The organism is Nocardioides sp. CFH 31398, assembly GCF_022436705.1.
GTDB lineage: Bacteria > Actinomycetota > Actinomycetes > Propionibacteriales > Nocardioidaceae > Nocardioides.
On sequence record NZ_JAKUHT010000002.1, the window covers coordinates 15,033 to 41,045 of the forward strand.

Here is a 26,013-nt window from a genome sequence, read left to right on the forward strand (position 1 = left end):
GCCGTGGTGAGACTGCGCCGGACCTCGCCCAGCCAGCCGGGCTGGACGCGGCTCAAGCACGGGGCGGGTTTCCGCTACCTCGACACCCACGGCGAGCGTCTGGGCGAGGAGGACGTCGAGCGCGTCAAGGCCCTCGTCATCCCGCCCGCGTGGCGCGACGTGTGGATCACGCCGCACGAGCACGGCCACCTCCAGGCCGTCGGGACCGACGCCGCCGGGAGGAAGCAGTACCTCTACCACCCGCAGTGGCGGATGCGGCGAGACGTCGCGAAGTTCCGGCGCATGGAGGAGTTCGGGGAGGCGCTCGCCTCGGCGCGGGAGGTCGTCGTCTCCGACCTCGGTCGACGGGGCATGCCGCTGGAGCGGGCGTGCGCGGCCGCCGTCCGGCTGCTCGACCTGGGCTACTTCCGCATCGGCAACGACGTGTACGCCGACAGCAACGGCAGCTTCGGTCTCACGACCCTCGAGCGGCGCCACGTCCGGCGGCGCCAGGACCTGCTCGTCTTCACCTTCACCGGCAAGTCGGGCGTCGACCACCGCATCGAGATCGACGACGAGCTCGTCATCGCCGCGGTCGACGCGATGCGGCGCCGGCGCGGTGCGGACGACCCGCGGCTGCTGGCCTACAAGAAGGACCGCTCGTGGCGCTCGATCCTGCCCGAGCTGGTGAACGAGTACGTCCGCTCCACCACCGGCCTCGACGGGACCGCGAAGGACTTCCGGACCTGGCACGCGACCGTGCTCGCGGCGGCCGCGCTGGCGGAGTCCGAGGAGCCCGGCGAGACGCAGGCCTCCCGCAAGCGTGCGGTGTCGGGGGCGATGAAGGAGGTCGCCGCCTTCCTCGGCAACACCCCGACCATGGCCCGCAGCTCCTACGTCGACCCGCGGGTGGTCGGCGCCTACGAGGAGGGCCGCACCATCGCCGCCGCGACGTCGGTGGACTACGAGACCGTCGATGCCCGGCAGCTGGCGCTGGAGCGGGCGACGCTGGCGCTGCTGCGCGAGGAGGACTGAATGGGTCAGGCCGAGGTCACGCTCGTCCGCGGGGACATCACCGCGCAGGACGTCGACGCGGTGGTCAACGCCGCCAACACGCGGATGCGCGGCGGTGGGGGAGTGGACGGGGCCATCCACGCCGCCGGCGGCCCGGCCGTGCTCGAGGACTGCCGACGTCGCTTCCCCGACGGTCTCGCGGTCGGTGACGCCGGGTGGACGACGGCCGGGGCGATGCCGGCGACGTGGGTGATCCACGTCGTCGGGCCGAACCACCGTGCCGGCCAGACGGACCGGTCGCTGCTGGTGTCCTGCTACGCCCGGGCACTGGCGGTCGCCGACGAGCTCGGCGCCCGCACCGTGGCGTTCCCCCTGGTCAGCGCCGGGATCTACGGCTGGCCGCTCGAGGACGCCGCGGCCGTTGCCGTCGACACCCTCGGCTCGACGCCGACCGAGGTGAGCGAGGCCCGCCTGGTCGCGTACGACGCCTCCGCCGAGCAGGCGCTGCGGGCCGCGCTCGCGAGCCGGGCGTGAGGGGGGAATAGATCGACGACCCCCGAGGTTCGGTGACACGTCAACTCGTCGTCTTCTCGGAGGAGCGTCACCACATGACCTCGCTGTTCGACCCCATCACGCTGGGCGCCTGGGAGCTGCCGAACCGCCTCGTCATGGCGCCGCTGACGCGCAACCGCTCGAAGGGCACCGTCCCCGGTGACCTCGCGGTCGAGTACTACTCGCAGCGCGCCACCGCCGGCCTCATCACCACCGAGGGCAGCCAGCCCAGCGCCCGCGGCCAGGGCTACCTCGACACCCCCGGCTTCCACTCCGACGCCCAGCTCGCCGGCTGGCGTCGTGTGGCCGACGCGGTGCACGCGAAGGGCGGCCGGATCGTCGCCCAGCTGATGCACGCCGGTCGGATCGCGCACCCGGACAACACCGGCGGGCAGGAGATCATCGCGCCGAGCCCGATCGCCGCGCCGGGCGAGATGGTCACCGCCGACGGCTCGAAGCCGCACCCCGAGCCCCGCGAGCTGCGCGCAGACGAGATGGACGCCGTGGTCGCCGAGTTCGTGACCGCCGCCCGCAACGCCGTGGACGCCGGACTCGACGGCGTCGAGGTGCACTCCGCCAACGGCTACCTGCTGCACCAGTTCCTCGCGCCCGGCGCGAACCACCGCACCGACGAGTGGGGCGGCTCGCCGGAGAACCGCGCACGTCTGGCCGTCGAGGTCACCCGCGCCGTCGCCGCGGAGATCGGCGCCGACCGCGTCGGCATCCGCATCTCGCCGGCCCACAACATCCAGGGCTGCACCGAGGAGGACCCGGCCGACGTCGAGGCGACGTACCGCGCCCTCGTCGGCGGCATCGCCGACCTCGGCCTGGCGTACCTCAGCATCCTGGGCGACCCGAAGTCGGAGCTGTTCGCGACGCTTCGCCGCGAGTTCGGCGGCCCGGTGCTCGCGAACGACGGCTTCGGCACGGTCACCACCAAGGACGACGCCCAGAAGATCCTGGACGACGACCTCGCCGACGCGGTCGTCGTCGGTCGCCCGTTCATCGCCAACCCGGACCTCGTGCGCCGCTGGGAGATCGACGCCCCGCTGAACGAGCCCGACTCCGACACGTTCTACGGCGGCGGCGCGGAGGGGTACACCGACTACCCCTTCCTCGACGACGCCTCCTGACCCGGGGCCGGCCGGGCCTGGGGGGGAACCGGCCGACCACCCGAGGGCCTCGCGCCCCGACCGCACCCGCGGTCGGGGCGCGAGACGCGTCCGGGCCCGTGCACGTCGCCGATCGCGCCGGTCGGTGTGCGGGCGGAGTGACCGTGACCGCTGGTTGAGGTGCGAGCGCAGCGAGCGGTCGTCACCGCTGGTCGAGGTGCGAGCGCAGCGAGCCTCGAAACCCGGTGACCACCATGTCGGCGACGGGGGTTTCGAGGCTCCTCGCCCAGGGGCTCGGCACACCTCAACCGCCGGCGAGGCGGCTGCGACGGCGCCCGCGCGCGGTCGTCACCGCTGGTTGAGGTGCGAGCGCAGCGAGCCTCGAAACCCGGTGACCACCATGTCGGCGACGGGGGGTTTCGAGGCTCCTCGCCCAAGGGCTCGTCACACCTCGACCACCGGCGGGGCCAGCTGCGACAGCGCCGCGCGCGGTCGTCGCCGCTGGTTGAGGTGCGAGCGCAGCGAGCCTCGAAACCCGGTGACCACCATGTCGGCGACGGGGGTTTCGAGGCTCCTCGCCCAGGGGCTCGTCACACCGCAGCCGCCGGCGGGGCCGACTACGACAGCGCCGCGACCACGTGGTCGACGCAGGCGGTGAGCGCGCGGACGTCGTCCGGGTCGACCGCAGGGAAGGTCGCGACCCGCAGCTGGTTGCGGTGCAGGCCGCGGTAGCCGTCGACGTCCACGACCCCGTGGCGCCGCAGGACGGCGGAGACGTCGGCGACGTCGATGGCGTCGTCCAGGTCGATCGTGGTCACCACCTGCGAGCGCAGGTCTGGCTCGGCGACGAACAACCGCGCGTACGACGACGCCTCGGCCCAGGCGTGCAGCACGCCGGACGACTCCGCCGTGCGCGCGACCATCGCGTCCAGGCCGCCGGCCTCGTTCATCGCGTCGAGCTGGTGGGCCAGCAGGAACAGGGTGGCGACGGCGGGGGTGTTGAGGGTCTGGTCCTTGGCGCTGTTGTCGATCGCCGCCGGCAGGTCGAGGAACGCCGGCACGTAGCGGCCGGACGCCGCGATCTCCGCGGCCCGGTCCAGCGCGGCGGGGGAGAGGACGGCGATCCAGAGACCGCCGTCGGAGGCGAACGACTTCTGCGGCGCGAAGTAGTAGGCGTCCACCTCGCGCAGGTCGACGGCCAGGCCGCCCGCGCCCGACGTCGCGTCCACCAGGACCAGCGCGTCGTCGGCGGTGCCGGCGGGACGACGGACGGGCAGCATCACGCCGGTGGAGGTCTCGTTGTGGGGCCAGCAGTAGGCGTCCACGCCGTCCTCGGCCACCGGCGTCGACGCCGAGCCCGGGTCGGCGGGACGCAGCGACGGCTCGGCCAGCCAGGGGGCGCGGTGGACGGCGCCGGCGAACTTCGAGGAGAACTCGCCGTGGACGAGGTGCTGGCTGCGCTCCCGGACCAGCCCGAAGGCCGCGACCTCCCAGAACGCCGTCGACCCACCGTTGCCGAGCACCACCCGGTGACCGTCGGGGACGTCGAAGAGGGTCTCGAGGCCCTCGACCACCCGGTGCACGAGCCCGCGCACGGGGGCCTGCCGGTGGGAGGTCCCCATCAGGCTGCGACCGGTCGCGGCCAGCGCCTCGAGCGCGCCGTCCGGGACCTTCGAGGGGCCGGAACCGAAACGGCCGTCGGCGGGCAGGAGCTCGGCCGGGATGCGGACCTGTGCGGCGACGTCGGGACCCTGGCTCACGGGCCCATCCTCCCAGGCGGCAGCATGGAGCCGTGCTGGACATCCGCCGGGTGACGTACGACCACCCCGACGTGACGAGGCTCGTCGACGAGGTGCAGGCCGAGTACGTGCGCCGCTACGGCGGGCCCGACGCCGTCCCCCTCGACGAGACGATGTTCGTCGACGGCCTCGGCGGCTTCTTCGTCGGCTACGAGCCCGGCCCGGACGGCGCCGACGAGCCGGACACGGCGGTCGCGATGGGTGGCTGGCGGGTCCGCTCCGAGGTCGTCCGGCTCGGCGCGCGCAACGCCGCGGAGCTGAAGCGCATGTACGTCGCCCCCGCGGCGCGGGGCCGCGGCCACGCGCGGGCGATCCTCACCCACGTCGAGACGGACGCCGCGGCCAACGGCCACGACGTCCTCGTCCTGGAGACGGGGACGGCGCAGCCGGAGGCCATCGCGCTCTACCTCGCGTCCGGCTACGAGCCCGTCGCGCCGTACGGCTACTACGCCGACGAGCCCGACTGCCGCTGCTTCGCGCGGCGCCTGACCGCGCCGACCGACGCGCCCGACCGGACCGTCTAGCCCACGTCGCGTCGCGCGACCAGCGCCAGCGACACCAGCGGCAGCGCGACGACGTACGCCAGCACGATGGCCAGGGCCACCGGACCCGACAGGACGTCGAGCACGCCCGGCGACCCGCCGACGCCGTCCAGCGCCCCCACCAGCGAGCCGGCGGCGGTTCCGGGCAGCACCTCGGTCAGCGCCTCGACCGGGTCGAGCAGCGCGCCGACGCCGCGCAGCAGGTTCTCGACCACGAGCGCCCACACCAGCCCGAGCCCGACCGACAGCGACGTGCCCCGGGTGAGGGTGCCGAGGGTGAAGCCGAGCAGGGCCCACATCCCGAGGACGGCCAGCCCGGCGCCGACGGAGGTGGCGAGGTCGCCGGCCGCGGGCCACAGGACGGGCTCGGACTCGACGGCGGCGACGACCAGCGACGCGGAGAGGTCGACGGCCACGGAGGCGGCGACCGCGACGACGACGAGGACGAGGAGGGCGAGCACCGAGCCGCCCGCGACGGCCGTGCGTCGCAGGCCGGAGGTGTACGCCGTCTTCCAGGTGCCCCAGCCGTAGCCGCTGCCGGCGACGAGCGCCCCGAGGACGAGCATGAGGGCGCCGCCGAACATCGGCATCCCCTGCACCAGCACCGACGGGACGGCGGCCGGCAGCACCCCGGCGAGCAGCTCCTGGGCCGGGACGCCGTCCGCCGGGCCGAAGCCGTCGCCGGTGGTGTAGGCGAGGTAGTCGAAGACGTAGCCGAACAGCAGCGACAGGACCAGCCAGACGCCGATCGTGACCCACACCGCCGGCCAGCGGCACAGGCGGAACAGCTCGGCGCGGGTGGCGCGGAGCAGGCCGGGCGTGGCGGGGGTGCCGGTCGTGGTCGTCGTCGCGCTCATGCCGCGACCTCCGTCCTGGTCGTGGTCATCTCGAAGAACACCTGCTCGAGGCTCCGCTCGGCGCGGACGGCCTCGTGGACGTCGACGCCGCCCGCGACCAGCGCACGCACGAGCTCGGGGGCGTCGTCGGCGGACACCTCGACGTCGATCGTGCCGGTGTCGGGGGAGAGCCGGACGCCGTCGTCACCCGCGACGCGCATCGCCACGGCGAGCGCCTCGTCGGTGGGGGTCGCGCTCAGGCGGAGCACCGCGCGGCCGCGCAGCTCGTGGACCGCGCCCTCACGCAGGAGGCGACCGTCCGCGACCACGCCCACCCGGTCGCAGACCTCCTGGACCTCGCCGAGCATGTGGCTCGAGAGCAGCACGGTGCGGCCCTCGGCGGCGAGACCGACCAGCAGGGCGCGCATGTCCGCCATCCCCGCCGGGTCGAGCCCGTTGGTGGGTTCGTCCAGGACGACGAGGTCGGGGTCCCCGAGCAGCGCGGCGGCCACCCCGAGCCGCTGCTTCATGCCGAGGGAGTAGGAGCGGAACCGGTCGCCGGCGCGGTCGGCGAGGTCGACCCGGGCGAGGACCGGCGCGACCGCGGCGTCGGGCAGGCCGCGCAGCCGGGCGAGGGTGCGGAGGTTGTCGCGCCCCGACAGGGACGGGTGGAAGCCGGGGCCCTCGACCAGGGCGCCGACGCGGGCGGTCGCGGCGGGGGAGCCCGCGGGCTCCCCGAGCACGGTGGCCGTCCCCGAGGTCGGCCGCACGAGCCCGAGCACCATCCGCAGCGTCGTGGTCTTGCCGGCGCCGTTGGGCCCCAGGAAGCCGTAGACCTCGCCGCGGCGGACGGTCAGGGAGACGGCGTCGACCGCGGTGCGGTCGCCGTACGTCTTCGTCAGCGAGCGGGTCTCGACCGCGAGCGCGGCGCTCGGAGGGGTGGGGTGTCTCGTCATGACCCCCACCCTGGGCCGGCGCGGCCCCCCGCGGCGTCCGCCGACGGGCGGGGGTCGGGGGCGACCGACTACGCGGATCCGCGTACGCCGTCGCCGCGTCGCGGACGACGCCGCCCGGGCGGCGATGGACCTAGCCTCTCCCGGTGAGCACCCCCGCCGTGCCGGCCGCGCCCCCGCTGCGCCCGTGGCTCGCCGCCCTCGCGCTGCTGGTGATGGCGGGGACGGCGGGCAGCAACGCCGCCGACGGCCGCGCCCGACTGGGCCCGGCGCTGCTGCTGGCCGCGGTCGCGGTGCTGCCGGTGCTCCTCGCCGCGCGACGACCGGGACCCCCGCTCGTGGTCAACGGGCTGGCGCTGGCGGCGTACCTCGCGCTCGGGCTCGCGTCCGGGCCGGTGTTCCTGACCGTCGCGCTCACGACGTACGTCGTCGCGCGCGAGCACCGGCCCCGGGCCTGGGGCCCGTGGGCGGCCGCGGCGCTGGTGCTCGTCGGGGCCGGTGGCGTCCTCGGCGTCCTGCGGGGTGAGAGGGAGGCGGTCTCGACCGGCTGGCCCTGGCTCGCGATGGTCGCCCTGGTCGTGGCGGCCGGAGCCCTCGCGTCGCTGACCCGGGCGCGCGCGGAGGCGCGCCGGGAGCGGGCCGACCGTGCGGCCGCCGAGGAGCGGCTGCGGATGGCCCAGGACCTCCACGACGGGGTCGGCCACGGGCTGGCCGTCGTCGCGATGCAGGCCGGGGTCGCGCTGCACGTGCTCGACCGCGACCCCGGCGCCGCACGGGCGAGCCTCGAGGCCATCCGAGACGCGAGCCGCGACTCCCTCGACCGCCTGCGCAGCGAGCTCGACCGGCTCGCGGGGGTCGAGGACGCCGCCGCCCCGCGCCGTCCGGAGCCAGGGCTCGCGGACGTCGCCGCGACCGTCGAGCGGGTGCGTCGCGGCGGCCCGGCGGTCGACCTCCGCGCGGACGCCGACGGTGTCCGGGCCGACGTCGCGGACCTCGACGTGCCCCCGGAGGTGGGCGAGACCGCCCACCGCGTCGTCCAGGAGGCGCTCACGAACGTGCTCCGCCACTCCGGCGCCCGCCGCGTCACGGTCGTGCTGGCCACGACCTCGGCGTGGCTCACCGTCGAGGTCGCCGACGACGGCACCGGACCGGCGGCGGGCGCGGGCCGTGCGGGCCTCGGCCTGGCCGGTCTGCGGCGGCGGGTGTCCGCGCTCGGTGGCATGCTCGAGGCCGGCCCGGGGCGCTCCGGCGGCTTCCGGGTGGAGGCCAGGCTGCCGCTGGACGGACGGGAGGGACGATGACCGAGCAGGCCGTCCCGGCGCCCGTCCGGGTCGCGGTGGTCGACGACCAGGCCCTGGTGCGCATGGGCCTGACGACCCTGCTGCGCAGCGAGCCCGGGCTCGAGCTCGTCGGGGAGGCCGCGGACGGCCGAGCCGGTCTGGCCCTCGTCCGACGCACCCGGCCGGACGTCGTCCTGTGCGACATCCGCATGCCGGTGCTCGACGGGCTGGGGCTGCTCGAGGAGGTCGGGCGCGACCCCGACCTGGCGTCGGTGCGGGTGGTGATGCTGACGACCTTCGAGCTGGACGAGTACGTGTTCACGGCCCTCCGGCTCGGCGCCAGCGGCTTCCTGCTGAAGGACGCCGACCCCGGCCGGCTGCTGGACGCCGTCCGGGTGGTCGCCGACGGAGGCTCGCTGCTCGCGCCGACCGTGACCCGGCGGGTGATCGAGCACTTCGGGGGAACGGCGGCCGCCCCGGCAGCACGACCGCACCCCCGGATCGGCGAGCTGACCGAGCGGGAGCGGGAGATCGCCGGCTGGGTCGCCACCGGTCGGTCGAACGCGGAGATCGCGGACGAGCTCGTCGTCAGCCCCGACACCGTGCGGACCCACGTGAGCCGCGCGATGGTGAAGCTCGGCGCCCGCGACCGCGCGCAGCTGGTCGTGTTCGCCCTCGAGTCCGGCCTCGGCACGTGAACGGCCCCTGCTCTTGAGGGGTCAAAGCAAAGTTCTTGAGCAAAATCACAGTTTCCCGGACAGGTCCGCCCGCGCTTCCTAGATTCGACGTCATGAGCGCGATGCCCCAGTCGGTCCCCTCCCGGTCGGTCCCCGCCGCACTGTCGGTGGGTCAGCCGACCACGGCCATCCGCCTCGTGCAGGTCTTCGGCCTGCTCGTCGCGGCGCTGCTGGTGGGCCTGGCCCTCCTCGTCGGCGCCTGAGCGCACCGCGGGCCCGGCGCCCGCGGCGTGCCACCACCGGCGCGAGCCGGCACGTGCCCACGTCCGGGCACACCTCCTCCTCCCCCCGGAGCCCCCCGTGCTGCCACACCGTCGCGCCGTCGCGCGCCCGCTCAGCCCGTCGTCCGTCGCCGGCGCCGCCGTCGGCTCCGTCGCGAACGCGATGCTGGTCAGCTCGGCGCTGCTGTTCGCCCTGGTCTGCGTGACCGTGCTGCCCGGGGCGTCGCTGCCCGACTCCGAGCTCACCGCGGCCCGCCCGATCGAGGACTACGCCCGCTACGACGGCCAGTCCACCTGCGCGCCCGCCGCGAAGCCCGGCACGAAGGCGCTGCAGTCCTGGATGGTCCGCACCTACGGCGGCTCGAAGGGGCCGATCTCGCGGCCCTGCAACTCCGGCGGGCAGTCCGAGCACAAGGAGGGGCGCGCCCTCGACTGGACGATGGACGCCGCCGAGGCGGCCGACAGGACCGCCGTCCGCCGCTGGCTGGACGACGTGTTCGCCGCCGACGGCCAGGGCCGACCCCACGCCAAGGCGCGGCGGATGGGGATCATGTACATCATCTGGGACGACCGGATCTGGCGCTCCTACGACGAGTTCGCCGTCGGCCCCTACACCCCGTGCAAGCCCGTCACGGACTGCTCCAAGACCGCCCGCCACCGCGACCACGTCCACGTCTCGCTGAGCCGCGCGGGTGGTCGCGGTGACACCAGCTGGTACGCCGGACGGCTCTGACTCGGCCTCAGGGCGTCAGGTCGTAGCGCACCTCGCCCTGCTCCCAGCCCTCGACGGGGTCGTCCCAGCGCTGGACCCAGGTCTCGGTCTCGGTGAAGCCCAGGCGCTCCAGCACACGACGCGAGCCGGTGTTGACGGCCATGCTCGACGCCCACACCCGGACGAGGCCGAGGGTGCCGAAGGCGTGGTCGACCAGCGTGTGGCAGCCCTCGGTGGCCAGCCCCCGACCCCACACCGCGCGGGGGAGGCGGTAGCCGAGGTGCGCCACGCCGTCCTCGCCGGGGGTGACGCCGAGGCCCCACCACCCCGCGAACGTCTCGTCGGCACGCAGGAACCCGACCCAGTAGCCGAGACCGCGGGACGGGTCGGAGCGGAACCTGCGGCGCTCCGTCCACTCGTCGGCCGTCTCGGCCTCGGTGGTCGGTCGCCCGGTGAGGTAGCGCATGACCTCGGGGTCGGCGTTGAGCGCCGACAGGTGGGGCAGGTGCTCGAGCGTGGCCGGGACCAGCCGGAGCCGCTCGCTGTGCAGCTCCGGCAGGCCCACCGTCACCTCAGTCCTCCCACCCCGCGTCCCAGCCCGGGACGTCGCCCGCGGGGCGCTCGCCGTCCCCGACGTACACGGCCGACGGGCGGATCAGTCGGCCGGTGCGCTTCTGCTCGAGGATGTGCGCGGACCAGCCGGCCGTCCGGGCGCAGGTGAACATCGACGTGAACATGGGCGCGGGCACCTCGGCGAAGTCGAGGACGATCGCCGCCCAGAACTCCACGTTCGTCTCCAGCACGCGGTCGGGACGCCGCTCGCGGAGCTCGGCCAGCGCGGCCTTCTCGAGCGCCTCGGCGACCTCGTAGCGGGGGGCGCCGAGCTCGCGCGCCGTGCGACGGAGCACGCGGGCGCGCGGGTCCTCGGCACGGTAGACGCGGTGGCCGAAGCCCATGAGGCGCTCACCGCGGTCGAGCAGGCCCTTGACGTACGCCGACGCGTCGCCCGAGGACTCGACGTCGCTGATCATCCCGAGCACCCGGGACGGCGCGCCGCCGTGCAGCGGACCCGACATCGCGCCGATCGCGCCGGAGAACGCCGCGCCGACGTCCGCGCCGGTCGAGGTGATGACCCGCGCGGTGAAGGTGGAGGCGTTCATGCCGTGCTCGGCGGCGGACGACCAGTACGCGTCGATCGCCTTGACGTGGGCGGGGTCGGCCTCGCCCTTCCAGCGGATCAGGAACTTCTCGGCCAGGGTCCGGCCCTCGTCGACCTCGGCCTGGGGCACCACGGGCTGGTGCAGGCCGCGGGCCGACTGCGCGGCGTACGACAGCACCATGACGGCGACGCGGGAGAGGTCCTCGCGGGCCTGCTCGTCGCTGATGTCGTAGGTCTGGCGGAAGCCGAAGGCCGGCGCCAGCATCGCGATCGCAGCCTGGACGTCGACGCGGACGTCGCCGGTGTGGACCGGGATGTTGTACGCCTCGGCGGGCGGCAGCCCGGGGTCGTAGCGACCGTCGATGAGCAGGCCCCAGACCTTCTCGAAGGGGACCCGCCCCACCAGCTCCTCGATGTCGACGCCGCGGTAGCGCAGCGCCCCTCCCTCGCGGTCCGGCTCGGCGATCTCGGTCTCGAAGGCGACCACGCCCTCGAGCCCGTGGTGGACCTCGGTCATCTGTGCTCCCTTCGCACCCGGCTCCGGTGCCGGGTCTGCCGTGCGCAGCCTGCCTCACCCGGGCCCGCTCGCGCGAGGGATCCGCGACAGTGGTGCGAGGTCGGACCGCGGGGGCGCCGGTAGGTTCGGGGCGTGACCCAGCCCCACCTCGGCGACCTCGGCGACGTCGCCGCCATGCGCGAGGAGTACGCCGCGAGCGGGCTCGACGAGTCCGACCTCGCCGGCGACCCGTTCACGATGTTCGACCGCTGGTTCGCCGAGGCCCGCGACGCGGGCCTCCACGAGCCCAACGCGATGGTCGTCGCGACCGTCTCGGCCGAGGGCCGCCCCGCCGCGCGGACGGTGCTGCTCAAGGGCGTCGACACCCTCGGGTTCCGCTTCTACACCAACACGTCGTCGCGCAAGGGGACCGACCTCGCCGCCGTCCCCGCCTGCTCGCTGCTGTTCCCCTGGCACCCGCTCGAGCGGCAGGTCCGCGTCGACGGCGTGGCCGAGCCGCTGCACCGCGACGAGGTGGCGGCGTACTTTGCCTCCCGGCCGCGCGGCTCCCGGCTCGGCGCCTGGGCGTCGGACCAGTCGCGCCCGGTCGGCTCGCGCGCGGAGATCGAGCAGGCGTGGGCCGACGCCGAGGCGCGCTTCGAGGGCGTCGAGGACGTCCCCGTCCCGCCGGACTGGGGCGGCTACCTCGTCCGCCCGTGGCGCCTGGAGTTCTGGCAGGGCCGCCGCAACCGCCTCCACGACCGCCTCGTCTACGAGCGTGACCACGTCGAGGCCACCGAGTGGCGCGTCGTCCGCCTGAACCCCTAGCCGCCACGGTCTCGACCCGCGGTCGCGACCTCGCAGGCTCGACCACCTCAGCCGGCCGATAACCGCTTGTGAGCACGCGGGCGCCGACCTACGGTGGAGGTACACGGGAAAGGAGGTGGTCCGACAGATGAGTTCTGACAGGACACGTGAGGTGGCTGCTCGCTAGCAGCTCCACCCAGCGCGGGCCCCGCGGGTGGGACAGACCCCACCGCGACCCGCTGCCAGCGGTGTAGCAGCGGCTGGCACTACCGGGCAGTCACCCGGCCCCCAGGCGCTCCGGCACGTCCGACCGGAGTCCCTCGACGATCCGATCGAGGGGACCACGCCTGGGGGCCGTTCCCGTCTCCGGGCCGGCTCAGCCGGCGCGCACCCAGGTCGCCGTGTCCGCGGCGCCTGGCACGGGTCCGGAGCAGGCGAGCACCTCGCCGCTGGGCGGCTCGACCGCCGACTCGCCGCAGTTGAGCTGGCACACCAGGTCGCCGCGTCGCAGCACCAGGACGTCGCCGTCGACCTCGACGGTCACCTCGCGCGGCACGCCCGGCAGCACCTCGCGCCGCGCGGCCAGGGCGCGACGGTAGAAGGCCAGCGTCGAGTCGTCGTCTGCCTGCTGGACGGCGACCGACAGCGACGCCCACTCCGCGGGCTGCGGCAGCCACGGCTGGCTGCCCGCCGGGGCCGGCCCGAAGCCGTACGGCGGCTCGTCGCCCTCCCACGGCAGGGGCACGCGGCAGCCGTCCCGGCCGACCTCGCCGGTGCGGAACCACGAGGGGTCCGTGCGGTGCTCGGGGGCGACGTCCGCCTCGGGCAGGCCGAGCTCCTCGCCCTGGTAGAGGTACGCCGACCCGGGCAGCGCGAGCATCGTCAGCGTCGCGGCCCGCGCGCGGGCCAGGCCCCGCTCGGGCGTCGCGCCCGCGGCGTACCGCGTGGGGTGGCGGACGACGTCGTGGTTCGACAGCACCCAGGTCGCGGACGCGTCGACCCGCCCGACGGCCTCGAGGGTGTCGGCCACGACGCCCGCGAAGGCGGACGCCGACCAGGGCGCGAGCAGCCAGGCGAAGTTGAACGCCTGCTGGAACTCGTCGGCGCGCACGTAGCGCGACATCGACTCCGCGTCCGGCGTCCAGGCCTCGGCGACCATCATCCGCTCGGCCCCCTGCGCGGAGTACGCCGCCAGCACGTCGTGCCAGCGCCGGTAGACCTCGTGGACGCCGGGCTGGTCCCACATCGGCTCGTCGGCGCGGTCGCGGGCGACCATCGAGTCGTCACGGCCCGGCGGCGGCAGGTCCGGGTCGTCGTGGTCCGGCAGCCCGGGCGCCTTGACGAGCCCGTGCGCGACGTCGACGCGGAACCCGTCGACCCCACGGTCGAGCCAGAACCGCAGGACGTCGACGAACATGTCGCCGACCTCCGGGTGCTGCCAGTCGAGGTCGGGCTGGGTGGAGTCGAAGAGGTGCAGGTACCACTCCGGATCCTCCGAGCCGTCGTCCACGCGGGTCCACGCGGAGCCACCGAAGACCGAGCGCCAGTTGTTCGGCGGCTCGGGGCTCGGTGGGCGGAAGTGGTAGCGGGCGCGCTCCGGCGAGCCGGGACCGGCCTCGACGGCGGCGCGGAACCACGCGTGCTCGGACGAGGTGTGGTTCGGGACCAGGTCGACGATGACCCGCAGGCCGAGGCCGTGGGCGGCCTCGACCAGGCGCTCGGCGTCCCCGAGGTCGCCGAACAGCGGGTCGACGTCGCGGTAGTCGGCGACGTCGTAGCCGTGGTCGTGCTGCGGCGAGCGGTAGAACGGCGTCAACCAGACCGCGTCGACGCCGAGGTCGGCGAGGTGGGGGAGCCGGGCGGTGATGCCCGGCAGGTCGCCCACGCCGTCGCCGTCGGCGTCGGCGAAGCTCCGGACGTAGACCTGGTAGACGGTCGCGTCCCGCCACCAGGGTCCGTCGGCGGACCCGTTTTTGGATCGATCCAAAACCATGGCGTCGAGTCTGTCACGGAGGGTGACGGCCTGGTTCGTCGTGGTCGGCCGTGGTGTGCTCCGACATGCCCCAGCGCGCCGGCTCCCCGCCTGGTCCTCGTGACCGGGGCCGCGGTGGTCCTGGCCGGGACCGCCCTCGTCGGCCACGGGCTCGCGACCGACGACCGGGCCGGCGAGCGGGCCACCGAGCGGCTACGTCGAGCGGTGGGGCGGTCGCCGGGAGGCCTCGCGTCCCGGCACGTGGGCCCGTTTCGCGGTGGTCGACGAGGGCGACCGCACCGTCGAGGTGGTCCACCTCGAGAGGTGGCCCCACGGCAGCTGGTCGGTCGGGGGCGGCCAGGGCTGCCGGCAGGGGACCGGCGCCTGGCGGGCCCGCCTCAGGCGCTCGCCGCCCAGCCGAACGACTCGGCGTCGACCGTGATCCAGGTGTGCTCGGCGGTCCCGACGATCGCGCCGGCGTCGTCGTAGAGGGTGGCCGCGGTCCGGATCTTGCGGCCGTCCTCGCCGCGGCCCTCGCCGACCACGACGTGCTCCACGCCGGGGGCGGGCAAGGAGGCCAGCGACGCCGTCATCCGCCCGAGCACCATCGCGCGCTCGCCGATGCCGACCGCCCACGCGCTGATGCAGTCGAGGGCGGACCAGGTGGCGCCGACGTCGGACGTGGTGGGGTCGCCCGGTGTCCAGGTCGCCGCGACGCGGAGGTCGGCGACGGGGCCGGGGAAGATCCGCAGGCCGTCGCCGGCCCCGCGGGCGGTGCCGCAGCCGAAGCACGTGTCGAAGCCGTGGTGGGTGAGCCCCGGGTACGCCGCCTCGGCGGCGCGGGCGACGTCGGCGGGCACCGCGGCCGCCGGCGAGGGGGCCGCGGCCGCCGGTGTCGCGGAGGCGACCTCGTCCCCGTCGTGGGTCAGCGTCGTGGTCCCGTCGGCGGTGACGACGACGAGCGGGGTGTCGAGGGGCGGGGGACGGCGCAGCGTCACGGTCACCGGGGCTGTCGGCGCGACGTCCGGGACGAGCGCCGCGAGGGCGCCGGCCACCCAGCCGCCGTTGCCGGAGGCGGGCGGGCCGCAGAAGCGGGCGGGCACGGTCAGGGTCGTCACCGGACCGAGTCTGCCCGCCTCCGCGGCCACCGCGGCGCGCGGGCCGGTCAGTACGCGACGGCCACGTCGAGCACCCAGGTGATGCCGAAGCGGTCGACGAGCATGCCGTACGCCGGGCTCCACTGCGAGGGTCCGAAGGCCTCGACCACCTCGGCGCCGTCGGACAGCGCCTCCCAGATGCCGGTGACCTCCTCGACCGTCTCCCCGCGCAGGGAGACGAACACGTCGCGGACGCCGCGCTCCAGCGGCTTGCTGGCCGGGGCGTCGTAGGCCATGACGGTGAACCCGTTCGGCGCGAGGACCTGGCCGAAGACGACCTGGTCGGCCTCCTCGGGCCGCTCGGTGCGCCCGGCCTGGTCGTTGGTGACCACCACGGCCCGGCCGCCCGTGGCGGCGGCGTAGAACTCGAGGGCCTCGCGGGCCTGACCGCGGAAGTTCAGGTGGGGGACGACGGCGACGGACATGGGCGTGCTCCATTCGTGAGGGTGGTGGCGACGACGCGGGCGGTCGACGCGGACCGGCCGCGGGCGCGACCGGCCGACCGGGCGTCGTACGTCGACGGCCGGTGGCTGTGGGTGGGGCGAGGTGGTCGGCTAGCCCGGCGGCGCGACGCGCAGGGCGGGCAGGACGACCACGTCGACGAGGTGCATGAGCTCGTCGACGTCGACGGGACGGCGCTCCACCGCGAGGCGGAAGGCGGTCATGGCCGGGGTGACGCGGGCGACGGTGGCGACGTCGGCGCCATCGGGGACCTCGCCGCGGTCGACCGCGCGCTGCATGAGCAGGCGCTGGGACTCGACGAAGGGACCCACCATGGCGTTGCTGGCCGCCTCGGCGAGCTCCGGCGACTGCGACAGCAGGGAGGTGAGTCCGCGCATGACGCCCAGCGACCGCTCGTCGTCGGCGGGGGTCTGCGGTCGGAACAGTGCGGCCAGGTCGCCGCGCAGGGTGCCGGTGTCGGGCAGGTCGGCCAGCCGCGGCGGGTCGCCGCCCATCCGCCCGACGGCGGCGAGGACGAGCTCGGCCTTGGACGGCCAGCGGCGGTAGATGGTCGCCTTGCCCGCGCCGGCCCGGCGGGCGACCTCGGCGGTGGTGAGGTCGTCGTACCCGACCTCGGTGAGCAGGTCGAGCGTCGCCTCGAGGATCGCCACGTCGCGGCCGGCGTCGCGGGGCCTCCCGCCGGTGCTCGTGGTCATGCCAGTAACGATACCGGCCAGTTCTGGTACTGACAAGTACCGGAACTGGCCGGAGCCAGGAGGGGGTCGTCAGTCCTTGACGGCGTCGTACCGGTCGAGCGCCTCGCGGCGCTCCTCCTTGTGGTCGACGATCGGGTGCGGGTAACCGACCCGGTCCCGGTCGTCGGCGGACGGCTCGTGCGGGTCGCCGACGTCGGCGAGCTCGGGGACCCAGCGGCGCACGTAGTCACCCTTCGGGTCGAACTTCTTGCCCTGCGTCGTGGGGTTGAAGATCCGGAAGAACGGCGAGGCGTCCGTCCCGGACCCGGCGACCCACTGCCAGCCGTGGTTGTTGGACGCGAGGTCGCCGTCCGCGAGCAGGCCGAGGAAGTGACGGGCGCCGTGCTGCCACTCGACGTGGAGGTCCTTCACGAGGAAGCTCGCGGTGATCATCCGCAGCCGGTTGTGCATCCAGCCGCTCTGCCGCAGCTGACGCATCCCGGCGTCGACGATGGGGAAGCCGGTGCGACCCTCGCGCCACGCGTCGAACGCCTCGCCGGGCTCCGCGTAGCTCATCCGCGCGAACTCCGGCTTGTAGTACTCCCGCGCGGTCTCCGGGCGGCGGAACAGGACGTCGGCGTAGAACTCGCGCCACGCGATCTCGGTGCGGTACGCCGTCCGGCCCTCGCCGCTGCCCTTCGCCAGGTCGGCCAGGATCGTGCGCGGGTGGATCTCGCCGTACTTGAGGTGCGTCGACATCCGCGAGGTGCGGTCGTGGTCGGGCCGGTCGCGCTCGTCGTCGTACGCCGCGACGTCGTCGGCGAACTCCCGCCACCGCTTCGCGGCGGCGTCCTCGCCGGCCTCGGGGATGGTGAGGTCCTTCGGCAGGTCGACCGTCGGGACGTCGACGGTCTCGTCGAGCTCCAGCCACGAGCCGCCGGAGGGGGTGTCGTACGGCTTCTCCCAGCCGATGTCCTTCCAGGCCCGCGAGAAGGGCGTGAACACCTGGTAGGCCTTGCCCGAGCCGTTCTTCACCGTCCCGGGCGCCACGGCGTACGGCGAGCCGACGCGGACCAGCTCGATGCCCGCCTTCTCCAGCTCGGCCTCGACCCGCTCGTCGCGCTCACGGCCGTAGGGACCGAAGTCCTCGGCCACGAAGACCCGCGTCGCGTCGACGGCCTTGGCGGCCAGCACGACCTGGCGCTCCGGCTTCCCGCGGACGACGGACAGCGAGGTCCGCCGCTTCGCCAGCGACGCGTCGAGGCTGCGCAGCGAGTCGCACAGGTAGGCGCGGCGCGAGACGCCGGACGGTCCCCACAGGGCGGGGTCGAGCACGAACAGCGGCAGCACCGGGCCCGAGTCGCTGGCCTGCAGCAGGGCGGGGTTGTCGGCGAGGCGCAGGTCGCGGCGGAACCACATGACGGCGGGCTCGTTCTCGGCACTCACACCGTCTTCGTACCCCGCGGGGCCCGGTCGGCGACAGCGGGCCCGCCGCTCGGGGCGGCGGGCCCGCCGGCTCCGTGGCTCACGCGTCGATCGCGGTGCGCTCCCGCTCGGGGGCGGCGATGTGGATCTTGCGCGGCTTGGCCCTCTCGGCCACCGGCACGGTGAGCCTCAGGACGCCGTCGGTGTACGTCGCCTCGAGCCGGTCGAGGTCGAGGTTGTCGCCGAGCACGAGCTGGCGGCTGAAGGAGCCGCGCGGCCGCTCGGCGGCCAGCTGCTCCACGCCCTCGCGGTCGTCGTGCGGGCCGCGGCGCTCGGCGCGGACGGTCAGCACGTTGCGCTCGACGTCGAGGTCGATGCTGTCGCGGGCGACGCCGGGCAGGTCGAACTCGATGACGAAGGTGTCGCCGTCGCGCCAGGCGTCCATCGGCATGACGGTCGGGCGGCCGGTGCTCCCGGCGGAGCCGAAGACCTGCTGGGCGAGGCGGTCGAGGTCGCGGAACGGGTCGGTGGTCCTGAGCATCATGGTGTCCTCCTGACGGTGTCTCGGGGTTGGAAGAAGACTGCACATTCTTTATAGCGTCGGACTCAAGTTAGTTCAAGCGCTGGGTCGTCGCCGACCATGGGTCACAATGGATCCGTGAGCGACCTGATCGACACCACCGAGATGTACCTCCGGACGATCTACGAGCTCGTGGAGGAGGACATCGTCCCCCTGCGCGCGCGCATCGCGGAGCGCCTGCACCAGAGCGGTCCGACGGTGTCGCAGACGGTCGCCCGGATGGAGCGCGACGGCCTGCTCACGGTCGAGGGGGACCGCCACCTCGAGCTCACCCCCGAGGGCCGGCGTCTCGCGACCCGCGTCATGCGCAAGCACCGCCTCGCCGAGCGGCTGCTCACCGACGTCATCGGCCTCGAGTGGGAGCTCGTCCACGAGGAGGCCTGCCGCTGGGAGCACGTCATGTCCGAGACCGTCGAGCGCCGCCTGCTCGAGCTGCTCGACAATCCGACCTCCTCGCCGTACGGCAACCCGATCCCGGGCCTCGACGAGCTGGGTCAGACCTCCCTGCCCGAGAACTTCATGGAGGGCGTGCAGCCCCTGTCCACCGCGGCCGGCGACGACGAGTCCCGCGTGCACGTCCGCCGGATCTCGGAGGAGATGCAGAAGGACGAGCAGCTCATGTCCGCGCTGCGTCGCGTCGGCGCGCTCCCCGACAAGACCGTCGTCGTCGCCGCCACGGAGCAGGGCGTCCTCGTCGGCTCCGGCGGCGAGACCGCCGAGATCGTCCCAGAGGCGGCCGACCACATCTTCGTGTCGAAGCTGTAGCGAGGTCTCGGACCGACCCTCCGGGCGTCTCAGCCGACCCGGCTGGTGGTGCCGCTCGACGCCGGGAGATCCCCCAGGAGCGCCGTCAGGAACTCGCTGCACCCCGCGTGCACCGTGCACGTCGCGTGCTCGTCGCCGCGGGTGGTGCCGCGGTTGACGATGACCACGGGGGTGCCCTCCCTCGCCGCGCGCTTGACGAACCGCAGCCCGCTCATCACCGCGAGCGAGGAGCCCGCCACGAGCAGGGCGCCGTCCGACGCGGTCAGCGCCTCGACGGCGTCGTAGCAGCGCTGCACGCGGTCCTTCGGGACGTTCTCGCCGAAGAACACGACGTGCGGCTTGAGGATGCCGCCGCAGGCCTCGCAGTCGGGGACGACGAACCCGGCGGTGTCGTCGAGCGCGACGTCGCCGTCCGGGCGGACGACGGCGTCGTCGTGCGCCTCCACCCAACCGGGGTTCAGCGCGGTCATCCGCGCGTGCAGCGCCGCGCGCGGCGTGACGGCCCGGCAGTCGAGGCAGACCACCTCCGCGATCCGTCCGTGGAGCGCGACGAGGGAGCGCGAGCCCGCCTGCTCGTGGAGCCCGTCGACGTTCTGCGTGATGAGCAGGGTCGGGTCGAGCGCCGCCAGCGCCCGGTGACCGGCGTTCGGCTCGGCCCGTCGCATCCGTCCCCAGCCGACGTGGCTGCGCGCCCAGTAGCGCTGGCGCGCCGCGTGCCCGGAGACGAACTCCTGGTAGGTCATCGGCTGCCGGGCCACGGAGCCCGGGCCGCGGTAGTCGGGGATTCCCGAGTCGGTGGACAGCCCCGCGCCCGTCAGCACCACCAGCGGACGCCCCGACAGCAGGGCGAGCGCGCGGTCGCGCGCGTCGGTCGCCGTGGTCGTCACGTGCCGTAGCGGACGGCGGCCCGCGCCCTGGCCTTCGCGGCCTCGACCTCGCGGTCCTTCGGCGGCGCGGTCGTCACCAGGCGGTCGAGCAGCCGCTGCGTGGTGGCGGCGATCTCGGCGACGGCCTCGTCGTACGCCGCCGCGTTCGCCGCCGAGGGCTTGGTCGCTCCGCCCACCTTCCTGACGTACTGCAGCGCCGCCGCCGCGACCTCGTCCGGCGAGGCCGGGGGCGCGAAGTTGTTGAGCGGGCGGATATTGCGGCACATGCGGCGAGCGTACGTCGCCGCGGAGGGGCCTGACAGGATCAGCAGGTGCCCGACCGTGACCTCGACCTCGTCCTCCTCGGCGCCACCGGGTTCACCGGCGGCCTGACCGCCGACTACCTTGCGGCGAACGCCCCCGACGACCTCCGCTGGGCCCTCGCCGGACGCAGCGACGACAAGCTGGCCGCCGTGCGCGACCGCCTCGGCCTGCCCGACCTGGAGCTGGTCGTCGTGGACTCCTCCGACCCCGCGGGGCTCGCGGCGATGGCCGCCCGCACGCGCCTCGTCGTCACGACCGTCGGGCCGTACCAGGCGTACGGGGAGCCGCTGGTCGCCGCGTGCGCGGCCGCGGGCACCGACTACTGCGACCTCACGGGCGAGCCGGAGTTCGTCGACCGCATGTACGTCGCCCACCACGACACCGCGGTCGCGAGCGGCGCCCGGCTGGTCCACTGCTGCGGCTTCGACTCCATCCCCCACGACCTCGGTGTGCTGCACGCGGTCGACCGTCTGCCCGACGACCAGCCGATCACGGCGTACGGCGTGGTCCGCGCCTCCGGGACGTTCTCCGGGGGCACCTTCCACTCCGCCGTCGGCGCGTTCTCCCGCGCGAACGAGATGCGCAAGGCGCACGCCGAGCGCCGCCGCGCCGAGCCCCGCCCCGAGGGTGGACGTCGGTCACGCGCCGTCGGCACCCGTCCCCGCCGCGACTCCCGCCTCGGCTACTGGCTGCTGCCGCTGCCGACCATCGACCCGATGGTCGTGGCGCGCAGCGGCGCCGCGCTGGCGTCGTACGGGCCCGACTTCCGCTACTCCCACTACGCCGGCACCAGGACGCTGCCGTTCGCCGTCGGCGGGCTCGTCGGCGCGGGCGCGGTGGGCCTCGCCGCGCAGGTGCCGCTGACCCGCAGGGCGATGCTGTCGCTGGTCAAGCAGGGCGACGGTCCCGACGAGGAGCGCCGCGCGCGCTCGCGCTTCAGCGTGGACGTCGTCGCGACCGCGGGTGACCGGACCGTGCACACGCGGGTCACCGGTGGCGACCCGGGTTACACCGAGACGGCGAAGATGCTCGCCGAGTCGGCGCTGTGCCTGCTGCGGGACGACGTGCCGGTCACGTCGGGCCAGGTCACGACCGCGCAGGCCATGGGCCGGCCGCTGATCGACCGTCTCGAGGCCGCGGGCATCGCCTTCCGGACCGTCGTCTGAGCCGCGCCGGCGGGCGGTCGGACGCAGGGGGCCGCCCGGGTGGGACCATCGGCGCGGACGGAGCCCGGCATGGGGCCAGGGGGCTCGTCCGGGTGGGGGTTCACGTGGTCACGTACGCGGTACGGCTCGAGTGGCCCCCGGAGTGGTCGCCGGACCTCGACGCCGACGAGCTCCTGTCCCGGCTCGTCGGCCACGAGCCCGTCGTCGCCGCCGGGAGGATCCTGCTCGACGGCTACGCGACGCCGTGGACCGTGACCGTCTGCGCGGAGGGCACCACGCCCCGCATCGCGGCCCAGCGGGCCCTGGCCACGGTCGAGCCGTTGATCGGCACGAGGGTCAGCGGCTTCCGGGTCGAGTCCTCCGACGGGTGCGCGCAGCTGGCCGACCTCCGCGACTCGGTCCCCGACCTGGTGCCGGACGACGTCGTCGAGGCGATGATCCGCGAGCACCTGTCGGATCCGCTCGAGCGGCTCGAAGCCCGGCCCGACTTCCCCGCCGTCGTGATCGAGACGCGGCACGGCGTCCTGCGTGACCTGGACGAGGTCCGCGACTGGATCGAGCGCCGACGCCGCGACCCGTCCTGACCGGTCGCGGGGACGAGAGCGGTCGCCCCGCTCCGCATGGGGTCGGAGCGGGACGACCGGAGCGTCAGACTAGAGCACCCGGGCCGTCCACGACCACCACCGGACGCCCCGACGAGCTCCCCCGACCGCGCCGGACCCCGGTCGGTCCCGGGTGCGGTCGGCCGCGGTGCCTCCGTCTCACGGGGTCCGCGCCCTCGACGGGCGCTCGGCCCGCAGCTCGCCGACCCGGGTGGCCAGCAGCGTCATCAACCTGACCAGGTCGTGCTGGTCCTGGTCGGGCCACCCGTCGAGGACGCGGTGGAGGTTCTGCCGCTGCCGTCGGGCCAGGGTGTCGTGCAGGTCGCGGCCGGCCGGTGTGAGGCTGAGCAGCACCACCCGGCGGTCGTCCTGGGCCACGACGCGGGCCACCAGTCCGAGCCGGATCGCGTGCTGGACCTGCCGCGTGGTCGTGGAGGGGTCCAGGTCGAGGGCCGCCGAGACCTCGCCCACGCGGGCCGGTTCGCGCTCGGCCAGGGCGACCAGCAGCGACGCCGTCGACCGTGGCACCACGGTGCCGTCCGTGAGGACCACCGGGTCGCGCAGGGCGCGGGCGAGGAGCGCGAGCTGGCGCTCCAGCTGTTCGAGGAGCTGAGGGGTCATGGGGGGCCACCCGGGCGCTGTGTGAGGAAAGCCCGCCAACAGCACCAGTGGCCAGACCACGCTGGGACGCCAGCCTAGGGCCTCGGACGACGCGCCGGGCCGGACCGCGGGCCCCGGTGGGTCCCGGGCGGGTCCCGGCGCGCCCCGGCCACGTTCTGCCGGGACAGCGTGCGGTGCCCCCGAGGAGCCGAACCTGATTCGTGGAGGCCGCCGGGGCGCCGGTCTCGGTCGGTTCCTCATCGAGAACGACGGGCCGGCGCACTCCCGGGCGGCTGAGCCCCACTGGCGGGGTCTGGTCGCGGTCGGCTACCCGGTTGGCGGGATGCGTGTGTGGCGGGAGCGGACAGTTGTCGATCCCGTTCGAGGAGTGGCCGGATCCGGCATGACGGGGCCGGTGCCGTCGTCAGCTGCTGCCGTAGAGCAGCTCAGCCTCAGCGCTTCGTTGGGGTCGACGTTTGTCGATCTCGATGTTGAACTGCGACAGCAGCCGGACGAGCTCGGTTCTGTCGTGGCCGGCCCAGCGGGCGAGCAGCCGGATGAGCCCTTGTCGCTGTTGCTCGACGACCCTCGTGCGCAGATCTCGACCTGCGGGCGTCATGGCCAGCAACCGGGCTCGTCTGTCGTCAGGGTCGCTGACTCCCTCGATCAGACCCAGCTTCACGGCGTGTTGCACCTGGCGGGTCGAGGTTGATGGGTCGATGCCGAACGCTGACGCGATCGCTCCCACCCTGATGGGCTGGCTCGCGTGGAGTAGGTAGAGGAGCGAGGCGGTGACGCGGAGGACGACCGTCCCGTCGGGGAGGACAGTCGGTTCTCGCAAGTTCCGCGCGACACGCAGGAGCTGCTTCTCAAGCTCTTCATAAAGGTCCGACACCCCGTCGGTAGCCAGAAGCTGAGGAATCATACAGGGGCTAGATAATTGCTGCGCCCGCGTCGACACCCGCCGCCGTTGACGTGACGTGGTTGCCCGGCGGCCGTCGGGCCCTGCACGCCGACGGCCGACCTCCCCCCGGGGATCGTCGGCCGTCATGCGTGATGCTCCGACGAAGCATATGACGCCCGTCACACGTTCCGGAAGAACCAGCTGCCTGGGGTCGACCCTCACGCAGAGCGGGGGTAGGACGCTGCGTGAGGATCGACGAGCCCACGCTACGGCGACTGGATTGGGTGGTGCAGCGAAACTCGTCATCAAACCTGCGCTATACGCATGTTTGGCACTTCGGGCCGGCTCGCTGGGATCACGTTCTCGTTCTGCGCGGCGCACTCGAGCAGAGGTCCCAGCCGGCCGACGGGGCACGCCGAGTGAGAGGAACATGCTCGATCGGCTGCGTCGGCCAACACCTCGACGTGCTCGTGGTGATGGCGCTGGGTCAGTGGGGCCCGCCCGTCTCACTTCCTGCACGCCCCCGGTCGCCACCCTGCCCAGGCTCGAGCCGCCAACGCTCGGGCGAATCGGGACCGGGGTGCGGGATCCGTGGGGGTCTGCACGCCGCCGAGCCGGGCCGTACGAACCCAACGCGGAGGGGCGTCCGGCCTGTGCTCGAGGGGCCCGAGGAGGACACGAGACCTGTCCCCAGGGGTGGAGTGCACGGTCTGTGCACACGCTCGCGGCTGACGCACGTTTCCCGGGGTCAGCGGCGGTGCCCCCGGTAGGAGTCGAACCTACGACCTTTCGCTTAGGAGGCGGCTGCTCTATCCACTGAGCTACGGGGGCCGGCGTCCGGGCCACATCCTGGCACTCGGCCGTCATTTTGATCCGGGTGGGCCGTCCGACGCATCATGTGAGATGGACCAGCCGTGTCGCCCACCGGCGGCACGGCCCGCCCCGGCCCGCCCGATGACGTCCTGGAGACCTCTTGAGCAAGCGACGTGCACCCAAGCGCCGTGCCCGCAAGCCTCGTCAGCACACGGTGGCGAAGGTCATCACGTCCTCGGCGCTCGGCCTGGCACTCGCGACCGGTGTCGGCGTCACCTCGGTCTACAACCACCTCAGCGGCAACCTCGACGTCCTCGACGTGTCCGACCAGCTCTCGGACCGGCCCGACAAGGTCGAGGTCTCCGGGCCGATGGAGCCGCTGAACATCCTCATCATGGGGTCGGACTCGCGTGACGGCGAGGGCAACGACATCGACGGCCTCACCGGCGGCGGGCAGCGCTCCGACACCACGATGATCCTGCATGTGTCGGCCGACCGCGAGCGCGCGTTCGGCGTCAGCCTCCCGCGCGACGCGATCATCGACCGCCCCGAGTGCACCACCGAGGACGGCGAGGAGATCCCCGCCGAGAGCGGGGTCATGTTCAACACCGCCTACGCGTACGGCGGCCCCGGGTGCACCCAGCAGACGGTCGAGCAGCTGACCGGCATCCGCATCGACCACATCGTCGACGTCGACTTCGCCGGGTTCGAGGCCATGGTCGACGCGATCGACGGTGTCGAGGTCTGCATCCCGACCACGGTCGACGACCCCGCCCACGACATCTACCTCGAGGCCGGCACCCGGGAGCTCGAGGGCCGCGAGGCGCTCGCCTACGTGCGGGAGCGCTACCAGCTCTCGGCCAACTCCGACATCGGCCGCATGAAGCGCCAGCAGGCCTTCGTCGCGTCGATGGCGAACAAGCTCGTCTCCGCCGACACGCTGTCGCGCCCGGACCGCCTCGTCAGCTTCCTCAACGCCGCGACCAAGTCGCTCACCCTCGACCCCGAGCTCGACTCGGTCGGCAAGCTGAGCGAGCTGGGGCTGCAGTTCCGCAACACCGGGCTCAACAAGATCCGCTTCATGACGGTGCCCATCGCGCCGTACGAGCCGGACCCCAACCGCCTGGTGTGGACCTCCGAGGCCGACCAGCTGTGGGACAAGATCATCAACGACGAGCCCATCGGCGCCGACCTGAGCGAGGGCGTCATCACGGCCGCGAAGCCGCAGGGCGGCAGCACCGGTGACGGCAGCGGCAAGAAGGGCGGTGCGACCTCCGACGAGGAGGCCGCCGAGCTGGCCGCGAACGGCCTCTGCACGTGACGGACGCGCCTCGCGAGAGCGACTGGCAGCGCAGGAAGCGGCTCGCCGAGGTGTTCGGCGACGTGCTGCCCGACACCACCGGTGACGAGCGGGAGCCCGGCGACGCGAAGGGTCGCGCCGGCTCCGCGAACGACCGCTGGCTGATCGAGCAGGTGCCCCCGCACCACGGCTGAGGCCGACCGG

Annotated in this window: 29 protein-coding genes and 1 tRNA gene; 14 read left to right on the forward strand and 16 right to left on the reverse strand. The window is 74.2% G+C overall.

Features of this window, described 5'->3' with window-relative positions; translation table 11 throughout:
- The first annotated feature begins 3 nt into the window (after positions 1 to 3).
- The 3 genes from MJ876_RS01820 (at position 4) to MJ876_RS01830 (ending at position 2,678) form a co-directional block, all read left to right on the forward strand.
- Positions 4 to 1,014 carry a DNA topoisomerase IB gene (locus MJ876_RS01820; RefSeq protein ID WP_240234343.1) on the forward strand — a complete coding sequence of 337 codons (1,011 nt, stop codon included), beginning with the start codon at positions 4 to 6 and terminating at the stop codon, positions 1,012 to 1,014.
- The gene (locus tag MJ876_RS01825) at positions 1,015 to 1,527 is read left to right on the forward strand and encodes an O-acetyl-ADP-ribose deacetylase (protein WP_240234344.1); all 513 of its coding nucleotides are present in this window, start codon (positions 1,015 to 1,017) and stop codon (positions 1,525 to 1,527) included.
- 74 nt (positions 1,528 to 1,601) lie between these two features.
- Positions 1,602 to 2,678 (forward strand): alkene reductase, encoded by a 1,077-nt coding sequence (locus tag MJ876_RS01830; protein ID WP_240234345.1) that lies wholly within the window; start codon positions 1,602 to 1,604, stop codon positions 2,676 to 2,678.
- 596 nt (positions 2,679 to 3,274) lie between these two features.
- On the opposite strand, the gene serC is transcribed toward MJ876_RS01830, so the two are convergent.
- Positions 3,275 to 4,417, reverse strand: coding sequence for a phosphoserine transaminase (serC, locus tag MJ876_RS01835; protein ID WP_240234346.1), 1,143 nt, complete (start codon positions 4,415 to 4,417; stop codon positions 3,275 to 3,277).
- Between the two features lie 32 nt (positions 4,418 to 4,449).
- Here serC and MJ876_RS01840 point away from each other — a divergent pair, with 32 nt between their 5' ends.
- Complete coding sequence (locus MJ876_RS01840) at positions 4,450 to 4,980, forward strand: GNAT family N-acetyltransferase (protein WP_240234347.1); 531 nt, start codon at positions 4,450 to 4,452, stop codon at positions 4,978 to 4,980.
- Here MJ876_RS01840 and MJ876_RS01845 read toward each other — a convergent pair.
- Positions 4,977 to 5,855 (reverse strand): ABC transporter permease, encoded by an 879-nt coding sequence (locus tag MJ876_RS01845; RefSeq protein ID WP_240234348.1) that lies wholly within the window; start codon positions 5,853 to 5,855, stop codon positions 4,977 to 4,979. The two genes, MJ876_RS01840 and MJ876_RS01845, sit on opposite strands and share 4 nt — an antisense overlap.
- Positions 5,852 to 6,790, reverse strand: a complete 939-nt coding sequence (locus MJ876_RS01850) for an ABC transporter ATP-binding protein (protein WP_240234349.1) — start codon at positions 6,788 to 6,790, stop codon at positions 5,852 to 5,854. The genes MJ876_RS01845 and MJ876_RS01850 overlap by 4 nt, the downstream gene beginning before the upstream one ends.
- Before the next feature lie 143 nt (positions 6,791 to 6,933).
- Between MJ876_RS01850 and MJ876_RS22065 the strand changes: the two genes are divergently transcribed.
- The 4 genes from MJ876_RS22065 (at position 6,934) to MJ876_RS01870 (ending at position 9,758) form a co-directional block, all read left to right on the forward strand.
- Positions 6,934 to 8,088 carry a sensor histidine kinase gene (locus tag MJ876_RS22065; RefSeq protein WP_240234350.1) on the forward strand — a complete coding sequence of 385 codons (1,155 nt, stop codon included), beginning with the start codon at positions 6,934 to 6,936 and terminating at the stop codon, positions 8,086 to 8,088.
- A complete protein-coding gene (locus MJ876_RS01860; protein ID WP_240234351.1) occupies positions 8,085 to 8,765 on the forward strand; it encodes a response regulator transcription factor in 681 nt (226 codons plus the stop codon). The genes MJ876_RS22065 and MJ876_RS01860 overlap by 4 nt, the downstream gene beginning before the upstream one ends.
- A 92-nt stretch (positions 8,766 to 8,857) precedes the next feature.
- On the forward strand, positions 8,858 to 9,007 hold the full coding sequence (locus MJ876_RS01865) for a hypothetical protein (RefSeq protein ID WP_240234352.1): 150 nt from the start codon (positions 8,858 to 8,860) through the stop codon (positions 9,005 to 9,007).
- A gap of 97 nt (positions 9,008 to 9,104) precedes the next feature.
- On the forward strand, positions 9,105 to 9,758 hold the full coding sequence (locus MJ876_RS01870; protein ID WP_240234353.1) for a hypothetical protein: 654 nt from the start codon (positions 9,105 to 9,107) through the stop codon (positions 9,756 to 9,758).
- 7 nt (positions 9,759 to 9,765) lie between these two features.
- On the opposite strand, the gene MJ876_RS01875 is transcribed toward MJ876_RS01870, so the two are convergent.
- A complete protein-coding gene (locus MJ876_RS01875) occupies positions 9,766 to 10,308 on the reverse strand; it encodes a GNAT family N-acetyltransferase (RefSeq protein ID WP_240234354.1) in 543 nt (180 codons plus the stop codon).
- Position 10,309: 1 nt separating this feature from the next.
- Positions 10,310 to 11,413 carry a citrate synthase 2 gene (locus MJ876_RS01880; RefSeq protein ID WP_240234355.1) on the reverse strand — a complete coding sequence of 368 codons (1,104 nt, stop codon included), beginning with the start codon at positions 11,411 to 11,413 and terminating at the stop codon, positions 10,310 to 10,312.
- Between the two features lie 132 nt (positions 11,414 to 11,545).
- Here MJ876_RS01880 and pdxH point away from each other — a divergent pair, with 132 nt between their 5' ends.
- Positions 11,546 to 12,220: a pyridoxamine 5'-phosphate oxidase gene (pdxH, locus tag MJ876_RS01885; protein ID WP_308192547.1), complete on the forward strand. Its 675-nt coding sequence runs from the start codon at positions 11,546 to 11,548 to the stop codon at positions 12,218 to 12,220.
- 355 nt (positions 12,221 to 12,575) lie between these two features.
- On the opposite strand, the gene MJ876_RS01890 is transcribed toward pdxH, so the two are convergent.
- From MJ876_RS01890 to MJ876_RS01915, 6 genes are all read right to left on the reverse strand, one after another.
- Positions 12,576 to 14,192, reverse strand: coding sequence for an alpha-amylase family glycosyl hydrolase (locus MJ876_RS01890; RefSeq protein ID WP_240234356.1), 1,617 nt, complete (start codon positions 14,190 to 14,192; stop codon positions 12,576 to 12,578).
- 377 nt (positions 14,193 to 14,569) lie between these two features.
- Positions 14,570 to 15,289, reverse strand: a complete 720-nt coding sequence (locus MJ876_RS01895) for a hypothetical protein (RefSeq protein WP_240234357.1) — start codon at positions 15,287 to 15,289, stop codon at positions 14,570 to 14,572.
- A gap of 47 nt (positions 15,290 to 15,336) precedes the next feature.
- On the reverse strand, positions 15,337 to 15,753 hold the full coding sequence (locus MJ876_RS01900; protein ID WP_240234358.1) for a VOC family protein: 417 nt from the start codon (positions 15,751 to 15,753) through the stop codon (positions 15,337 to 15,339).
- A 129-nt stretch (positions 15,754 to 15,882) separates the two neighbouring features.
- On the reverse strand, positions 15,883 to 16,485 hold the full coding sequence (locus tag MJ876_RS01905) for a TetR/AcrR family transcriptional regulator (RefSeq protein WP_240234359.1): 603 nt from the start codon (positions 16,483 to 16,485) through the stop codon (positions 15,883 to 15,885).
- 69 nt (positions 16,486 to 16,554) lie between these two features.
- On the reverse strand, positions 16,555 to 17,910 hold the full coding sequence (locus tag MJ876_RS01910; RefSeq protein WP_240234360.1) for a deoxyribodipyrimidine photo-lyase: 1,356 nt from the start codon (positions 17,908 to 17,910) through the stop codon (positions 16,555 to 16,557).
- Positions 17,911 to 17,989: 79 nt separating this feature from the next.
- Positions 17,990 to 18,433, reverse strand: a complete 444-nt coding sequence (locus tag MJ876_RS01915; RefSeq protein WP_275694265.1) for an Hsp20/alpha crystallin family protein — start codon at positions 18,431 to 18,433, stop codon at positions 17,990 to 17,992.
- A gap of 114 nt (positions 18,434 to 18,547) precedes the next feature.
- Here MJ876_RS01915 and MJ876_RS01920 point away from each other — a divergent pair, with 114 nt between their 5' ends.
- On the forward strand, positions 18,548 to 19,234 hold the full coding sequence (locus MJ876_RS01920; RefSeq protein WP_240234361.1) for a metal-dependent transcriptional regulator: 687 nt from the start codon (positions 18,548 to 18,550) through the stop codon (positions 19,232 to 19,234).
- A 29-nt stretch (positions 19,235 to 19,263) separates the two neighbouring features.
- Here the strand turns inward: MJ876_RS01920 and MJ876_RS01925 are convergent, their stop codons facing one another.
- Both MJ876_RS01925 and MJ876_RS01930 read right to left on the reverse strand, forming a co-directional pair.
- The gene (locus MJ876_RS01925; RefSeq protein WP_240234362.1) at positions 19,264 to 20,121 is read right to left on the reverse strand and encodes an NAD-dependent protein deacetylase; all 858 of its coding nucleotides are present in this window, start codon (positions 20,119 to 20,121) and stop codon (positions 19,264 to 19,266) included.
- Positions 20,118 to 20,387, reverse strand: a complete 270-nt coding sequence (locus tag MJ876_RS01930; RefSeq protein ID WP_240234363.1) for a DUF2277 domain-containing protein — start codon at positions 20,385 to 20,387, stop codon at positions 20,118 to 20,120. Before MJ876_RS01930 ends, MJ876_RS01925 begins: the two co-directional genes overlap by 4 nt.
- Positions 20,388 to 20,432: 45 nt before the next feature.
- Between MJ876_RS01930 and MJ876_RS01935 the strand changes: the two genes are divergently transcribed.
- Both MJ876_RS01935 and MJ876_RS01940 read left to right on the forward strand, forming a co-directional pair.
- Entirely contained in the window at positions 20,433 to 21,590 is a 1,158-nt protein-coding gene (locus MJ876_RS01935) for a trans-acting enoyl reductase family protein (RefSeq protein ID WP_240234364.1), read from the forward strand.
- Between the two features lie 104 nt (positions 21,591 to 21,694).
- Entirely contained in the window at positions 21,695 to 22,174 is a 480-nt protein-coding gene (locus MJ876_RS01940) for a hypothetical protein (protein WP_240234365.1), read from the forward strand.
- A 177-nt stretch (positions 22,175 to 22,351) separates the two neighbouring features.
- Here MJ876_RS01940 and MJ876_RS01945 read toward each other — a convergent pair whose 3' ends face one another.
- The 3 genes from MJ876_RS01945 to MJ876_RS01955 all read right to left on the reverse strand — a co-directional run bounded on the left by MJ876_RS01945 (position 22,352) and on the right by MJ876_RS01955 (position 24,527).
- Entirely contained in the window at positions 22,352 to 22,813 is a 462-nt protein-coding gene (locus MJ876_RS01945; protein WP_240234366.1) for a MarR family winged helix-turn-helix transcriptional regulator, read from the reverse strand.
- A 403-nt stretch (positions 22,814 to 23,216) separates the two neighbouring features.
- On the reverse strand, positions 23,217 to 23,843 hold the full coding sequence (locus MJ876_RS01950; protein ID WP_240234367.1) for a MarR family winged helix-turn-helix transcriptional regulator: 627 nt from the start codon (positions 23,841 to 23,843) through the stop codon (positions 23,217 to 23,219).
- Between the two features lie 611 nt (positions 23,844 to 24,454).
- Positions 24,455 to 24,527 (reverse strand) — tRNA-Arg (locus tag MJ876_RS01955).
- Positions 24,528 to 24,669: 142 nt separating this feature from the next.
- Here MJ876_RS01955 and MJ876_RS01960 point away from each other — a divergent pair.
- Positions 24,670 to 25,830: an LCP family protein gene (locus tag MJ876_RS01960; protein ID WP_240234368.1), complete on the forward strand. Its 1,161-nt coding sequence runs from the start codon at positions 24,670 to 24,672 to the stop codon at positions 25,828 to 25,830.
- Positions 25,827 to 26,003 (forward strand): hypothetical protein, encoded by a 177-nt coding sequence (locus tag MJ876_RS01965; RefSeq protein ID WP_240234369.1) that lies wholly within the window; start codon positions 25,827 to 25,829, stop codon positions 26,001 to 26,003. Before MJ876_RS01960 ends, MJ876_RS01965 begins: the two co-directional genes overlap by 4 nt.
- Positions 26,004 to 26,013 lie beyond the last annotated feature (10 nt).